We start from the raw sequence: 15,991 nt of genomic DNA on the forward strand, positions 1-15,991 counted from the left end.
CCAGCGTCGCCGTCATTGACTGGTCCCTCGCCGAAACGCGGGAACTATCGGTTTGTTTCCACGCGCAGGGCACTACCGACCGGCATTGCGGCGACCGCACTGTGCCACTTGCATTGGAATTGTAGGGAGCCGGTGGCGCCACAACTGCTTGTGTCTTTCAGATTGCTAACGAACTAGCCCAGCGATCAGGCGCTCCACGTCCTCTGTCACGTACGGCTTTGAAAGTGTCGGCACGTCGGCATATGAACGATCCAGTCCCTTGGCACCATAGCCCGACGCGAACGCGAACGGGATGCGTTGTTCCCGCAAAATTTCCGCTATCGGATAGCTTGTTTGTCCATCGAGATTGACATCTAGAATAGCGACATCAAAGTCTCCGCCACGTGCTATTTCACAACCCTGCTGCACGCGCGACGCTATAGTGCTCACCTCGTGGCCAAGATCCGTTACGATATCTTCCATCAACATCGCCACAAGTGCTTCATCCTCAACGATGAAAATGCGGAGCTTCCTTCCAGGGACAGTCATCAGTGTTTGTTCCGTTCGTCAGGATGTGAGGCGGGCAGGGGCGCGGTCAAACTGAAGATTACGCCAGACTCGGAAAACGACAGGAGGACCTGCGCATTCAGTTCACGAGCCAGGGCCTGTTCAAGAAGACGGCTGCCAAATCCTCTTTTTTCGGGAGCCGTGACGCTTGGTCCATGTAGCTCTCTCCATGTGAGATGAAGCCATTCGTCGTCCCCGTCTCCCTCAATATTCCAGTCAACGGCGACTTTGCCTGCATCCACCGACAGAGCCCCATATTTCGTTGCGTTGGTGGCAAGTTCGTGAAAGGCCATCGACAGGGAGAGCGCGAGTTTGGGATTCAACCGGCAGGGCGGTCCCGATACCTCAAGCTGGCGCTCCCGATCGGGGCATACGGCCTGAAGCGCCCTGTTCAGAATCTCTAGCAGATCGGCACCCTGCCAGCTTTCTTGCGTGAGAAGGTCATGTGCTCGGGCAAGCGCAACAAGGCGGTTCTCAAATTGCCGGAAGGCGTGACTGTCCCGTTCGCTGCGGAACGTCTGGGAAGCGAGGGACTGCACCGTTGCTAAGGTGTTTTTCACCCTGTGATTCAGCTCGTTAATGAGCAACAGATGTCGCCGCTCCTCCTGGCGCTTCTCCGTTATGTCGCGGGCGATTTTCGACGCTCCGATGATCTGCCCTCTGCCATCTTTCAAGGGAGAAACCGTGAGCGAAACGTCGATCAGGCTTCCGTCTTTTTTCATGCGCACGGTTTCGTAATGCTCGATATGTTCGCCCCTGCAGATGCGTGCAAGGATTTCCGGCTCCTCGTCCTGTCGTTCGGAGGGGATGAGGATCGTTATTGGTTTTCCGACCACGTCCTCGGCCGCATACCCGAAAAGTCGTTCGGCACCCTTGTTCCACGTCTGGATTATGCCTTTGGTGTCCTTGCTGACGATCGCGTCGTCCGAGAAGGTGACGATCGCGGCCAACCGCTCAGCAAACTCTTCGGCTTTCTTGCGGTCCGAAATGTCAACCAGCATGTTTATGGCGCCCGTCAGCCTACCCTCGCTGTCATGCAACGGGGTAGGGTAGGGGATGAACGGAACGCGCGTCCCATCCGGCCTTTCAGCAACCGCCTCTTCTCCGCGAATTGGCCGGTCCTCTTTAATGGCGACCGCCATCGGACACTGGTCGTGCGGCAGAAAGGTCCCGTCCGTCCGGAAGAGCCGCCAGGTGGCGCACCACTCATCGCCCAACGTCGGAACGCGGCCGGCCATTTCTACCGCCGCACGGTTGAAGAACGTGATGCGACCGTCAGCATCAGTAGTGTACACCGCGGCCGGTAATGCCTCGAGAAGGTCACGCAGGTTCCTCTCGTTCTCTCGTATTTGGTCTTCCATCCGTTTGGCTTTGGTGACGTCGATGAGGACGCGCACGCCATAACGAAACTCTCCTTTGGCGTCCCGTACCGACGAGCTATGAACGTCGAGATACACGGACGTGCCATCCGGTTTGATCGCCTGCTTGCGCAATACGTAGCTGTCGATTTTGCCCTCGACTTGCTGCGCATAGCGCTCTGCGTCTTGCTTTTTGTCTTCGGCATGCGTGTAATCAAGAAATGTCATCGCGAGGAGTTCCTCCTCAGAGCGTCCGAGCATCCGACAAAGCGCGTCGTTTACCCGCAGAAGGCGTCCAGCTGAATCTGCCTCTGCGATACCGATCGTCGCAGCCTGATAGGTTGCCGCAAGACGTTCTTCGCTTTCGAGACGTGCGAGTTCTGCCTGATGCACATCAGTGACATCAGTGGTAAAGCAGCGCGTATTTATAAAACGTCCGTCCTCGAAGCGACTGTTCGAAGTGATCAACACATGCTTGATCTGCCCGTTCTTAGCGCGAAGTCTGGCTGGGTATCTATCGAGGTCTCTGCCGCAGCTCAGCTTGTCCAGTATATCGGCGATTGCCCGGGCGTCCGCATGAAAGGAGGCGATATGTTTGCCGACATATTCCTCCGCAGTGTAACCCAGCAACTCAAGCTCGGCCTTGTTTGCCCGCAGAATGATTCCTTCGTTGCTGACGATATGGAGACCGACGGCAGCGTTTTCAAAAAAGTCCTCAAGGTCGGCGGCGTGTCGATTTGCTTGCCGTTCAAGAGCCTTCTGTGAAGAGATGTCCTGAAAGCAGTTTATTGCACCTTCGATGCGTCCATCCCGGTCCCGCAGTGCGCGTACATTTACCAATGCTTCAAAACGCGAGCCGTCGGGCCGCTCCATGACGACTTCGCCGCTACGCGTTTCCTTGCCTGAACGGACAGCTTCGGCAGCCGGGCAGCTGTCATGGGGAAGGCTTGACCCGTCAAGCAGATAAAGGTGGAGCGATCCGCAGAAGCGGTCTCGTGGATCTCGTATTCGAGGAGATCTACCCCAAAGGCGTGCGGCTTCAGCGTTGTATGAGATTAGGAGCCCGTTCCTGTCGCACACGTACACCGCCGCGGGAACTGCATCCAGAAGAGCTCCGCCACCGGCGATAATAGCCTCGTATTCACTCAGCTGTAGATCTGAATCATTTGCGGCATTCGACATTGAAATTCCCATTCGCCGTTTCCCGTCTGTGCATCCCCCCGGACGAAAAGGCTGTCCGCTAACGCGCGACGCGTCGCATTGTTCCAGCGTCGCCCAAATTTTTCGTTAGCCGTATCGGTGGCCACTGTGCCTTTTTTGGTGGTGCCAAGATATGGTGCAGTGTCGTTGTCCTTGTGCGGAAGACATCGTGTCCTCCTTTCGTTGGGGCCGAGGAATTTCACCTGGCAGCGGTAACGCCCGTTAGAAAGCTACCGAAGAGATTAGCCTGCGCGTTTTGAGATGCATCAGCAAGGGAATTCCATGCCCTGGAATGCAGCCACTGCTCAATGACGGCGAGTGACTGGGGGTGAGCTTCGCTTGGGGCTCTTCCAGAACTGTAATCGCTTGCGTCTGGACCTATTCGGCGCACTGTAAAGTGTCAGTGGCGGTGTCAAGGGTACTGCTCGGTGAGGGTCGGGTACTCTAGTCCAACGAGAGGACGACAATATGTCTTCCATCCAAGCCTTGCAGCCATCTCTCCAGAGTAGGTGGAGATGACCCAGTCAGTCTTGAATCGCGCGGGTACATCGGCAATCTTGCTATTTGGTCATCGCCGGCTCATAACCGTTCTGACGATCAAAGAAATCTAGAACGCACGAGAGCTCTGAATTGCAGGCGAACGAACCTCCTTCCTACAGCTTTACCACGCAAGTCGTGATGCCTCGCGTGGGATCCACAATGATCACAACCGCTTGCGTCATCGACGCAAAAGGCCTTTTGGTGACGCGGGCAGGATCCTCCCGTCTCATCCCGTGGACCTCTATTCGGTTCATACACGTTCACGTAACGAGTGGGGTCGGCTCCACCGGTTTTCCCGTCTACAGCGCCCGTTTGCGGATGCTCTTCTCATCGAGGGAGATATCCTCGCTGCATTGGCAGGGAGAGGCACGCACCGATCAATCAGCCGGCTACGTTCGCTTCATGGAAGAACTTATTCGATTTGCAGTCGCCCGTAATCCGCGTCTTCGCCTCCGTTACGGCGGCGACCCTATGCTGGAGGCAGTGCTTCCGAGGGTGCTTACTCTGTTCGTTGCTCCGGTCTTGATAATCCCCTTTTTGGTCTTCAAGCCGCTCGGAGCTCTTGTTTCGGGATTGAAATTTGGTGGTTTGATAAAGAAGTCGATTATGAAACCCTTGCTTGCGGCAGTAGCTGGGTTTTTTGGCATCGTACTGAACATGCTTCCTTGGTCCAGCGGTAAGCAGTTCACGGCCGACAACCTGCCAACCGCAGAATTTCCGCCGAAATATCGGCACGCTGGCGTCCCGTCTCTTGTGGAGATCAAACAACAATTAGTTCCATAAATATGTTATGCGATTATTGTATGTAGCGCGGTGGGTTCTAGAATGAAGTGCGACTTGCTAATGATCCCAAAGGTGTTGGTTTTCACGCGGAACTGAGCCGGTTAGGCGCATAATTTCCATTGAGAATTGAGCCATGTGAACCTTCCCCCAACGCGGTGAGCGACAGGGGCAACGGAGTGATCCACATGGGACTTTTAAACATCATCCGTCGGATGGCACTACGCGAGAAGTTGTCGGTGCGCGAGATCAGCCGACGAACCGGATTGTCGCGCAATACGATCGCGAAGTATTTGAGCGCCGGCACGATCGAGCCGAAGTTTGCGGTACCGGAACGACCGAGCAAGCTCGATCCTTTTGCCGCCAAACTGGCGGGCTGGCTGAAGACCGAGGCCGGGAAGTCGCGCAAGCAGCGCCGAACGCTGAAGCAGCTTCATGCTGATCTGGCGGCTCTCGGCTTTACCGGCTCCTATGGTCGGGTCGCCGCGTTCGCCCGTGACTGGCGGACTGAGCAGCAGACGGCGGGCCGCGGCATATTCGTTCCTCTGTCTTTCCGCCCAGGCGAAGCATTCCAATTCGATTGGAGTGAAGATTATGCTGTGATCGGCGGCGAACGCACGAAGCTGCAGGTCGCCCGCTGTCGCACAGCCGTGCGTTTCTGATCAGGGCCTACCTGCTGCAAACGCACGAGATGCTCTTCGACGCCCACTGGCACGGGTTCCGGGTGTTCGGCGGTGTGCCTGGTCGTGGCATCTACGATAACATGAAGACGGCGGTCGATCGCGTCGGTCGCGGTAAGGAGCGGCAGGTCAATATCCGTTTCCTGGCGATGACGAACCATTACGTCTTTGCGCCTGAGTTTTGCAATCCCGCCGCGGGTTGGGAAAAGGGCCAGGTTGAGAAGAACGTCCAGGATGCCCGACCTCGTCTGTGGCAGCAGATGCCTGACTTTCCGGATTTGGCGACTTTAAATGTCTGGCTGGAACACCATTGCCAGAACCTTTGGCGAGAGACGCCGCATGGCACCTTGCCAGGTACGATCGCGGACGTCTGGTCGGCGGAACGCCCGGTACTGATGGCGCTGCCTGCCGCGTTTGACGGCTTCGTCGAGCAGAGCAAGCGCGTCTCGCCGACATGCCTGATCACCTTCGAACGGAACCGCTACAGCGTGCCTGCGTCTTTTGCGAACCGGCCTGTCAGCCTGCGGATTTATCCGGAGCGGCTGGTCGTGGCAGCCGAAGGCAATATCCTCTGCGAACATCCGCGGATCATAGAACGCAGCCACGACAAACCGCCACGAACGATTTACGACTGGCGACACTATCTTGCCGTCATCCAGCGCAAGCCCGGTGCCCTGCGCAACGGTGCACCCTTTCTGGAATTGCCGTTGGCCTTCCGGCAATTGCAGGACCAGATACTTCGCCGCCCCGGCGGTGACCGAGAAATGGCCGACATCCTCGCTCTTGTCCTTCATCACGATGAGCAGGTCGTTGTCAGAGCCGTCGAATTGGCCCTGGATGCGGGCGTGGCCACCAAGACGCATGTGCTGAATCTGCTGCACCGGCTGATCGACGGCAAAACGGCAGACGGCCCCGACATCGACACGCCGCAGGCGCTGACCTTGGTGCGTGAACCCAAGGCCAACGTCGAACGTTACGATGGCCTTCGTGTCCGGATCGTGGGAGGTCGCCATGCGTCATGATCCCGCCAGCGCCGCCGTCGTCATCATGCTGCGTAGCCTGAAGATGTATGGCATGTCTCAAGCGGTCACGGACCTGATCGAACAAGGTGCTCCTGCCTTCGATGCAGCCGTGCCGATCCTGTCCCAGTTGCTGAAAGCCGAGATGGCTGAGCGTGAGGTCCGGTCCATCGCCTATCACATGAAAGCTGCCCGCTTCCCTGCCTACAAGGACATCTCCGGATACGACTTCGCCGCCAGCGAGATCAATGAAGCGACGGTGCGCCAGTTGCACCGATGCGAGTTCATCGACGGAGCCCAGAATATCGTGCTTGTCGGTGGACCGGGAACAGGAAAAACACATGTGGCGACCGCCCTCGGCGTCCAGGCGATCGAGCATCATCGCCGCAAGGCCCGCTTCTTCTCGACCATCGAACTGGTCAACGCGCTCGAGCAGGAGAAAGCCAAAGGCAAGGCGGGCCAGATCGCTGAGACCCTCGTTCGCCTCGATCTGCTCATCCTGGACGAGTTGGGATACCTCCCGTTCAGCGCCTCCGGCGGAGCGCTGCTCTTCCACCTATTGAGCAAGCTCTATGAGCGCACCAGCGTCATCATCACCACCAATCTCAGCTTCAGCGAATGGGCGACCGTCTTCGGTGACGCCAAGATGACCACGGCTCTGCTCGATCGCCTGACCCACCGTTGTCATATCCTGGAAACCGGAAACGACAGCTTCCGCTTCAAAGCCAGCTCGGCCGCAGCAGCCCAAAAGAGAGGAGAAAAAACCAATCCCTTGACCAAAGCCTGATCAGAAAACCATATTCAAAGGTGGCTCACTTCTCGGTGGAAAAACCGGCTCAGTTCCGCGTGAAAACCAACACATACCGTTCTCTGACCAGATCGAGAACGGCGTTGCGAAGATCCTCGCTGTGACGCCGGTTGCTTGGTTGTTGGCGTTTCTTCGATACCAGCCCAGGTGTGCCATCGGTCTCATACGCTTTTAACAGCCGGTGCATCTGGCTTCGGCTGATGCCGAGGACGCCGGCGCCCTGGACGACATTCAGGCGCCGATCGTGAATCTTCTGGATGACCTCGAGGCGATGCAATTCTTTCTGCGACATGGTGATCAAAAAGGACATAGCAACTCCGAACGTTCCTGACTGAAGTCAGGCTGAGCATCGTCGCATCCTTGCTCCCAACGTTGACATTGACCAGCGTCGTCGTGCGAGGAGAGTGTCGCATTTCTATCCGGCCCAACTGTCGCATTACTAAATGGGCGTGGAGAAGCTAACCCAAGTGCACCATGCCTGCGCTGTAGGGTAGGGGATCACCCTCCTTCGTGCAAATGCGCCATAAACACCTCGGCCGGCGTCCTGTATCCAAGGCATTTGCGCGGTTGATCGTTGATATGACGCGTGAGGTGGAGAAGGTCGCGCTGTGACACGACTGCGAGGTCTGTGCTGCCTGGCAGGAAGCGTCGAATTCGCTTGTTGGTATTCTCGACGGTCCCTTTTTGCCAAGGCGCGCTTGGGTCGCAAAACCAGCTGCACGCACCGATCCCATCTTCCAAAGCCCTGAATCCGGCAAACTCGGTACCGCGATCAAAGGTGAAGCTTTGACGCGCGAAGGCCGGCAATGGAGAAAACGCTCTGATGATCTTATCCATGATCGGCCCCGAGTGCCGGCTCGGGTTCTTGATAAGAACGGTGTAGCGGCTCTTGCGCTCCACGAGCGTGGTGACATTGGCATGGCCGAGGGGACGTTCAAAGATGAGGAGGTCTCCCTCCCAATGTCCAAACTTCGATCTATCTCCAATGAAATCAGGCCTTTGGGATATTCGGTGGGTAGAGGGAAACGCACCGTCGCGCGGCTTCCTCGAACGCAGTGGGCGACGTTTGCGGCGAGCCTCAGGCAGATACTGATAGAGACTAAGCGCGTAATCTTCCTTGCTGTAGATGAAGCGGTAGATTGTCTCCTTGCATACGCGAATACGACCGAAGCCGTCCGACTGCAGACGTCCGGCAATCTGTTCCGGAGACCAGCGAGCCTCCAACTGGTTGATGATCTCGGTGCGCAACGCCGGATGGCGCCGCAGCTTTCTCAATCGGCGTCGACGGTCTCTGGAGATGTCGTGAGCAACCGTGCTGTAGTAGCCGTCATAGTCTGGCAGTTCACGGTCATGAAACGTGTTGCGCTTGATCTCGCGGTAAATCGTCGAACGATGGCGACCAAGCTGACGGGCCATTTCGTTGATGGGAACTTTTGCCGCCACCAGCTGATGTAGGCGTCGTCGGTCGGCGAGAGCAAGCTGCGTGTAGCATCGGGACATGCCAAAATCTCCAAAGTGAAGCCATTGAAATCATTGGCATGTCGCACTTGAAAATAGAATGTACCGCGCTACATACAATGTGGCAGCAGAGTTGAATTGTCGCGGATTGCGCAAAGTTAAAATGTCATCTGTCGCTCTACCGGCCGGTTAGAAATGCGACACTGACCGCCTCCTTGCTCTGACGGTCAGCCCCCGACCGGACCGGCTGGGCCGGGTTGCAAGGGTAGGGAGGGGGCGGGTGATAACGCTCCCTTTTGGCTTTAGCTTCCTTCGATCGTCACCCCAGAGGGAGACAATAGAGGAAGTAACCACGCTGCCGTATAAGGCATAGACTTGCGCGATCTTTTTGACAAACCGTGCTTTTCTATCTGAGAACTCGCACCGCCATTTAACGGTCCACGACCGCTCGGAACGTGATCTCAACGAGCTGTTGGGGAAAGGCGAGGCGCGTCACACCAATGATGTTGCTAGCCAGCTGAGGGAGTTCGGAACCGTAGACTTTTTTCCGGATTTCAGAGGCGGGGCCGAAGGCTGCATCGACGTCCAGTACGTAAAGTGTCTCTTCAACGACGTCATCGAAAGTTGCGCCGAATTGTTGTAGGAGGACGCGGGCATTCTCATAAGTTTGGCGAATCTGAGCTTCCATGGTGTCGAACGAAACTGGCTTTCCAGTGGCATCGATTTCGGCAGGTGCGACCAAATTCCCTTGGCTATCGTGGCTCAGCTGACCGGAAACATAGATCGTATCCTTAACCTTGACCGCTTGTGCGTAGCCAAATGCTTTTTCCCAGGCAACACCGTGGTTTGCAGATTCAACGCGTGGTGTGTTTGCTTTGTTCGTCATCGTTGGCTCCTTCGAGAAATGTTTAGAACCCGAAACTGAACGAGTTTGACCGTCTCGTAAATTGCAATAAATCTGACGAGTGTATTGCGTTTGACGCAATGAACGGAGCCGTCTTTGTTGACCACACGATATGGTGGGCGATGCGCTATTCCTGCGGATTGCTCGTCCGGCCACATATGATGGTCTCTCCAACAATCTTGATTACGACGTCTTATGACAGCAATGGGCCAGCTGCAGTCGTCCGCTTTTGGCCGGAAGTGGATCATTCAGCCGCATCTATTTGAGCAAGAGCCTTTTGCCGTCTCGCAATGACGTCCGGATCATTCATGAAATCCGTGCGCGGACCGGGTTTGCGGCCTCTCGGCTTGTAGCCGATCTTCTCACTGTTGGTCTTTGGCGCAGGTGCGTGGTCTCGATCTTGCTGCTCTTTGATATAGGCCAGCACTTCGCCGAGACGCTTGTTCTCGACCACAGCCGCATGGGTCACGCGCTGGTCCTTATCGAATATCTTGTAAGGCAACGAGTGACCTTTCCATCGAATATCCAGTCGACCATCAGCGTAAGCGTATGTCTCGACATACTTTCCAACTAGGCCGCGCGTGACGTCGTTCTCCTCAAGCATGATGCGTTTGCGCTCATAGGAGAATGAAAGCTGTGCGCCGACGTGTCTTTGCTCGCGTTTGCAAAGCACGTCATTCAGCCTGCTTGGCGCCAGATTGACAGGCCGATGGAGGTTGTCGGGGCGGGTAGGGGTCACCGCAAAGCGGTCATTGTATCGCTCGATGAAGGCTGGCAGAAACGCATTGCCGGTCTCCATGTCACTGATATTGGCAAGCCTCAATTCCTTGACCAGCCGATCCTGCAATGTCCTGTTCATACGCTCGACGCGTCCCTTGGCCTGGCTGGAATTGGCACAAAGGATCTCGATGTGCAGCTCCGATAGCGCGCGACCAAACTGCGTCATGCCTTGCCCGCCCTTGGCGTCTTTCTTTGCCACCCGAAAGACCGAATGCTTGTCGGAATAGAAGGCAATCGGTGCGCCATGCTCTTTGAGGTAAAGCGCCAATGCCTCGAAGTAGGTAAAGGCGCTCTCAGATCGAACAAACCGAAGCTGCATCAGCTTACCGGTAGCGTCGTCAACGAATACCAGTAGAGAGCAGGCCGGACCACGATCCTCGAACCAGCGATGCTCCGACCCGTCGATCTGCACCAACTCGCCATAGGCCTCACGCCGCAACCGCGGCTGATGAAACGTTCGCCGCTGCTTTCTCGAAAGCCATATGCCGGCATCCTGCATCCATTTGCGCAGCGTCTCACGCGAGACTGTGACGCCATGCTCTTCCTGAAGCTTCTCGGCCGCGAACGTAGGTCCGAAATCAAGGTAGCGTTCACGCACCAGCATCAAAACGTAATCACGGACGCCGCTGGCAATTTTATTGTTGGACGGTCGACCGATCGCTTTATGTCTGATCGAGCCAGCGCCGGTATGCTCAATTCGATCGACCAACCTTTGGACGTGGCGCGTGCTGATCGCCAGTACATGGGCTGCTGCAACAATGCTCATGCGGCCATCCACGACTTTGGACAGCACCTCGATTCTTTGCAGGTCGCGCTCGCTCATCGTAATCAATCCCATCCGCAATCTCCCAGATGCCAATCAGACCTGGGGAGTGTGACATTCCAACTTTGCAGAAACAGGACACTTTAACTTTGCGGTGGAGAAGCTAACCCAAGTGCACCATGCCTGCGCTGTAGGGTAGGGGATCACCCTCCTTCGTGCAAATGCGCCATAAACACCTCGGCCGGCGTCCTGTATCCAAGGCATTTGCGCGGTTGATCGTTGATATGACGCGTGAGGTGGAGAAGGTCGCGCTGTGACACGACTGCGAGGTCTGTGCTGCCTGGCAGGAAGCGTCGAATTCGCTTGTTGGTATTCTCGACGGTCCCTTTTTGCCAAGGCGCGCTTGGGTCGCAAAACCAGCTGCACGCACCGATCCCATCTTCCAAAGCCCTGAATCCGGCAAACTCGGTACCGCGATCAAAGGTGAAGCTTTGACGCGCGAAGGCCGGCAATGGAGAAAACGCTCTGATGATCTTATCCATGATCGGCCCCGAGTGCCGGCTCGGGTTCTTGATAAGAACGGTGTAGCGGCTCTTGCGCTCCACGAGCGTGGTGACATTGGCATGGCCGAGGGGACGTTCAAAGATGAGGAGGTCTCCCTCCCAATGTCCAAACTTCGATCTATCTCCAATGAAATCAGGCCTTTGGGATATTCGGTGGGTAGAGGGAAACGCACCGTCGCGCGGCTTCCTCGAACGCAGTGGGCGACGTTTGCGGCGAGCCTCAGGCAGATACTGATAGAGACTAAGCGCGTAATCTTCCTTGCTGTAGATGAAGCGGTAGATTGTCTCCTTGCATACGCGAATACGACCGAAGCCGTCCGACTGCAGACGTCCGGCAATCTGTTCCGGAGACCAGCGAGCCTCCAACTGGTTGATGATCTCGGTGCGCAACGCCGGATGGCGCCGCAGCTTTCTCAATCGGCGTCGACGGTCTCTGGAGATGTCGTGAGCAACCGTGCTGTAGTAGCCGTCATAGTCTGGCAGTTCACGGTCATGAAACGTGTTGCGCTTGATCTCGCGGTAAATCGTCGAACGATGGCGACCAAGCTGACGGGCCATTTCGTTGATGGGAACTTTTGCCGCCACCAGCTGATGTAGGCGTCGTCGGTCGGCGAGAGCAAGCTGCGTGTAGCATCGGGACATGCCAAAATCTCCAAAGTGAAGCCATTGAAATCATTGGCATGTCGCACTTGAAAATAGAATGTACCCGGCTACATACAATAATCGCATAACATATATTATGGAACACCTCCACCAGCCTGGGTCGCTTGCAGATAGGAACGAACCAGTCACTCGCTTGCCCGCTCGTCTTGAAAAGAACTGGCCGCGCCGCTTACAAACCAAGGTATATCTGCATCGCCCCGCTGTAATCGACTAACTTTTACTCGTCGCCGAGATCCTTCCCGCCCTTGACCGCGGCGACTTGCTCGGGTTGTTCCCCTCCAAGCCCGAAGCGCGGACATGGGTCCGCCTTGCCGCCCCTTAACCGGGGCGGCTTTTTTCGTGAGGTCATCGGATGCTCTTGAAATTCTCCGGCCGGCCATTACCGAGACAGCAAGCCCGATATCCCGCCGAGTATACCAAAGCCCATCTATCTCCTGGCATCGCAACGGGATCACATCGGCAAACGCGCGATCAGTTTACACCCACGCTTGAGGGTCCATTCAGCAAAGAGGTGATTATCGCGCGCGCAACGGCAGGGCATTGTCGGCTCCCTGATGTGCACTGAATTCTCGATCCAAACTGGTGCCGACCACGGAGCGACCGCAATGGCAGACCTATGTTATACTCAAACGGGATTACCCGGGAAGGCTTCGACTGCTGGCGCCGGTTTCCTGCTTGTCGGAGCGATGACGATCGTGCTGACCGACGCCGTCGCAGGCACGGTCTTGTCGATGGCACGGCTCGACATCATGGGCGGAACCCATGCGTCGGCCGACGAGTTCGCCAAGCTCGACTACGGATATACCGCCGCAAAGCTCTGCGCATTCGTCCTTACTCCCTGGTTTGCTGGCGCGTTCGGTCTCTATCGCTCCGTGATGATCGCCGGAGCGTTGATGACCGCGGCCTGCTACGGTGCGGCCTTCACGAGCGACCTCAACCTCATGTTCGGCTTTAGGCTTCTACAAGGCGCCAGCGGTGGCGTGCTTCTGGTCGGCGCGCAGTCGCTGCTCTTCCGCGTGTTCCCGATGCGGCAGCAGCCGTTCGTTCAAAGCGTGTACGCGATCGGATCGGTCGTCGCTCCGGCGACACTTGCCCCCTACATGCAGGGATGGCTCCTCGACCAGATCGATTGGTCGGTCATCTTTCTATGCTCTGTGCCCTTCGGTGTCGCTGGCATCGTGCTGCTCGCTCTCGCGCCACAGGTGGAAGAAGTGGAAAGCCCGAGGATCACGTTCGACGCAGTAGGCTTGATCCTCTTTGCCGTCGCCGCCTTCACGCTGACATTCGTTCTAAACCAGGGAAATCGCTGGGATTGGTTCGGCGACAGGACGGTGGTGTGGGCCACCATTATCGGCTTGACTGTACTTGGCGTGCAAATCGTCCGTCAGTTCCTCGAGCCGGACATGGCGACCATGTTCAATTTTGCGCTCTTCCGCAACCCCAATTTTGCGTTCGGGATCGCAGCGAGCCTCGCTGCCGGATTTGCACTTCTCGGTAGCAGTTTCGTTATCCCTTCCTTTGCCGTTTCCGTCCTCAGGATGACGCCCACCGCAGCCGGGAGCTTGCTTCTGCCAAGCACGCTGATGTTCGTCGGCTCGCTATTCCTGACGGCCTTCATGATCCAGAAACTCAAGCTGCCGGGTGTCATCACCATACCGCTTGGAATCCTCGGCTTGATGCTGGCGATGTGGTTGCTGTCGGGCTCCAGTAGCGGCAGCGGGATGCCTGACATGACTCCAGCAATCCTGATACGAGGCCTTGCACTCGGATTCCTGTTCCTTTCGATCACGCTGGTCACGCTTTCAAGCCTCGACAAGACACTACTCATCTATGGGGTTGCCTTGTTCAGCATAGGCCGTCAGATGGGCGGGCTCGCGGGCATCTCGTTCCTTCAGACCTTCATCGAAGACCAGACGGCACAAAACAGAGTGGTGTTGGCGGCCCATATCCTCCCCGGACGCGAGGAAGTGATCGCGCGCATCGGAAACCTTGGTCGTCTTCTCGCTAGCCACGGGACGGAGGCGGGATTGGCTAGCAAGGAAGCGGTGGCTTTGATCGGCAAGGCTGTCGCCCTTCAATCCACGACAATAGCGTTCGATACCGCCTTCTTTGCGATCACGCTGTTTTTTTTCGGGGCGGCCCCGACTCTGATCATCTGGAAAATCGTGCTCGGTCGTGTTCTCGCACCGAAGTCAGCGAAGTAAGCCCGGCGTGTTATCGTGGTATCCACTCGTATAGTAGTTGTACCTCAAGGGCCTCGGTAGATTGGTGTCAGCAACCGAGGATGAGGCAAGCCAAATGGAAGATAACGAGGAATTCGAGAAAGCCCCGGCGATGTCACGCGTGACGATGGTGATAGCCGATCCATTTGTCGAGAAGACGGAATCGCTCGTTTCGAGCCTGATAGAAAGAGGCTTTCTTGTGGTGAGGAGTTCGACGCTCTCCGAGGCCAGGGCAGCATGCCTAGCGGTACAGCCTACCATCGTATTGACGGAACTGCGGTTCCCCGATGGTACCGGACTTGAGCTCGTGAAATGGATTTCGCAATGGCTGCCTTCTACGAGGATAGTCATTCATAGCTGGTTTGCCGATATTCCGATAGCCGTTGTCGCGGTAAAGGCCGGCGCTGACGATTTCGTGCCCAAACCTACTGACGACGAGTTCTTGACGAGCATTCTTTTATACGGATCGGCAAACGTACCGTCCGATTGCAGGATCGAGGAGCCGGATCGCGTGAGGCATGAGCACATCGAGGAGGTCTTAAGATGGACCAGCTCGAACGTGTCACTCGCCGCCCGACACCTAAACCTGCATAGGCGTTCGCTTCAAAGAATGCTCAAGCGTTATCAACCCAGCGCCTGAGCGCAATCTGGCTGAAGGTCCGAGCTGGACGGGTGGTCGCACGACGGGCGCAGGGGCGGTTCCGGGGGGCTTCTATGGACGGCCCCGACATCCAACAAAACTGACAAAAATTCGGGCTCTACCCGTGCGTGAAAGGGGACCATGCACCCGCCCGTCTTCTATACTTCTGGCCAATCGGCGCGCGGAACGGTCCTTTCCCGACCCGGTCCGCCAATGTCATTCACCGCGAGGCACCGCCGGGGCGGACTATCAGTCCACGACGTAAGCCGTGGCGTCCGCAAAATCCGGCATGCTCCGATGCCGATGAACCGCGTTGAGCAATTCAGCTACTATAAAGCAGAGCGGACGCGAAAAACTGTCCGTTTCGTCTAACATCCGACGGTAGTCATCCCCGCAGGATAATTCGGTCCCGATTTCGAGCAGTCGGTGGAACGCGATGTGCGAGAGCTTCCATCCGCCGCGAGACATCGGTACCGCGAACGCCTTGCCTGACAGGGCGAACATCGCGGGGGCGAGATGCTCGTGGATAAACAGAGCCGTGCAGTTCGAGAACACCCCGAGCTCATGGAGCGGAGGCACCGTCCCGAGAGCGATGGCCACCCTTCTGGCATCGAAGTCCGGTTCGGTCTGGTTTTCGTCCGTGCTGGACCAGATGCAGCCGGGTTTGGTGTCACCGAAGCACTCTATCACTTCCACGGGCCTTCGCGTGTGATGATGAAGCAGCGTCTGCACGCCTTCGAGTTCCGAGGAAGAGGAGCTGCTGCCGATCACCGAGATCACATCGCATGACGCGATGGCGTACGCGACTTGTAAGAAGACATCGCCCCAGACCTTTGTTTCGTATCGGTCACTCTGGCCACAGTATCCGACAGGGAAAGGTATCGCACCCATCGATTCCAATCGCTCGGCGGGCCAACGCCGCAACTCCGACACTCTATGCTTTGCGAAAAACATAGGCCCGGCTTCCTCGGGGGGGCGTTCCAGGTCGAAAGGAAGATCGAAGGTTCTTAGGTTGGGTGTTCGGTCGGCGAGCACGGATGACATGTTGAGTTACCCCGGGGTGGATA

11 protein-coding genes and 2 pseudogenes are annotated in these 15,991 nt (G+C 56.7%); 5 read left to right on the forward strand and 8 right to left on the reverse strand.

The window, feature by feature from the left end; translation table 11 throughout:
* Positions 1-165 precede the first annotated feature (165 nt).
* Positions 166-528: a response regulator gene (locus tag FHW77_RS23840; protein WP_182590810.1), complete on the reverse strand. Its 363-nt coding sequence runs from the start codon at positions 526-528 to the stop codon at positions 166-168.
* Complete coding sequence (locus tag FHW77_RS23845; RefSeq protein ID WP_182590811.1) at positions 528-3,086, reverse strand: PAS domain S-box protein; 2,559 nt, start codon at positions 3,084-3,086, stop codon at positions 528-530. The genes FHW77_RS23840 and FHW77_RS23845 overlap by 1 nt, the downstream gene beginning before the upstream one ends.
* Before the next feature lie 717 nt (positions 3,087-3,803).
* Between FHW77_RS23845 and FHW77_RS23850 the strand changes: the two genes are divergently transcribed.
* The 3 genes and pseudogenes from FHW77_RS23850 to istB all read left to right on the forward strand — a co-directional run bounded on the left by FHW77_RS23850 (position 3,804) and on the right by istB (position 6,910).
* Complete coding sequence (locus FHW77_RS23850; RefSeq protein WP_182590812.1) at positions 3,804-4,427, forward strand: hypothetical protein; 624 nt, start codon at positions 3,804-3,806, stop codon at positions 4,425-4,427.
* Positions 4,428-4,612: 185 nt separating this feature from the next.
* Positions 4,613-6,126: pseudogene (gene istA / locus FHW77_RS23855) on the forward strand (IS21 family transposase).
* Positions 6,116-6,910 (forward strand): IS21-like element helper ATPase IstB, encoded by a 795-nt coding sequence (gene istB / locus FHW77_RS23860; protein WP_182590867.1) that lies wholly within the window; start codon positions 6,116-6,118, stop codon positions 6,908-6,910. Before istA ends, istB begins: the two are co-directional and overlap by 11 nt.
* 70 nt (positions 6,911-6,980) lie before the next feature.
* On the opposite strand, the pseudogene FHW77_RS23865 reads toward istB, so the two are convergent.
* The 5 genes and pseudogenes from FHW77_RS23865 to FHW77_RS23885 all read right to left on the reverse strand — a co-directional run.
* Positions 6,981-7,241, reverse strand: a pseudogene (locus tag FHW77_RS23865) (helix-turn-helix domain-containing protein); the annotation flags it as partial.
* 188 nt (positions 7,242-7,429) lie between these two features.
* Positions 7,430-8,431, reverse strand: coding sequence for an IS30 family transposase (locus FHW77_RS23870; RefSeq protein ID WP_182590813.1), 1,002 nt, complete (start codon positions 8,429-8,431; stop codon positions 7,430-7,432).
* Positions 8,432-8,819: 388 nt separating this feature from the next.
* Complete coding sequence (locus FHW77_RS23875) at positions 8,820-9,275, reverse strand: Rid family hydrolase (RefSeq protein WP_112540347.1); 456 nt, start codon at positions 9,273-9,275, stop codon at positions 8,820-8,822.
* 262 nt (positions 9,276-9,537) lie between these two features.
* On the reverse strand, positions 9,538-10,911 hold the full coding sequence (locus FHW77_RS23880; RefSeq protein WP_182590814.1) for an ISNCY family transposase: 1,374 nt from the start codon (positions 10,909-10,911) through the stop codon (positions 9,538-9,540).
* A 128-nt stretch (positions 10,912-11,039) separates the two neighbouring features.
* The gene (locus tag FHW77_RS23885) at positions 11,040-12,041 is read right to left on the reverse strand and encodes an IS30 family transposase (protein ID WP_182590813.1); all 1,002 of its coding nucleotides are present in this window, start codon (positions 12,039-12,041) and stop codon (positions 11,040-11,042) included.
* 707 nt (positions 12,042-12,748) lie between these two features.
* Between FHW77_RS23885 and FHW77_RS23890 the strand changes: the two genes are divergently transcribed.
* Positions 12,749-14,266 (forward strand): MFS transporter, encoded by a 1,518-nt coding sequence (locus FHW77_RS23890; RefSeq protein WP_286084904.1) that lies wholly within the window; start codon positions 12,749-12,751, stop codon positions 14,264-14,266.
* Between the two features lie 94 nt (positions 14,267-14,360).
* A complete protein-coding gene (locus tag FHW77_RS23895) occupies positions 14,361-14,924 on the forward strand; it encodes a response regulator transcription factor (protein ID WP_034495485.1) in 564 nt (187 codons plus the stop codon).
* Between the two features lie 249 nt (positions 14,925-15,173).
* Here FHW77_RS23895 and FHW77_RS23900 read toward each other — a convergent pair whose 3' ends face one another.
* The gene (locus FHW77_RS23900) at positions 15,174-15,968 is read right to left on the reverse strand and encodes a hypothetical protein (protein ID WP_182590815.1); all 795 of its coding nucleotides are present in this window, start codon (positions 15,966-15,968) and stop codon (positions 15,174-15,176) included.
* Positions 15,969-15,991 lie beyond the last annotated feature (23 nt).

The organism is Agrobacterium sp. RC10-4-1, assembly GCF_014138475.1.
In the GTDB taxonomy this organism is placed as follows: Bacteria; Pseudomonadota; Alphaproteobacteria; order Rhizobiales; family Rhizobiaceae; genus Agrobacterium; species Agrobacterium pusense.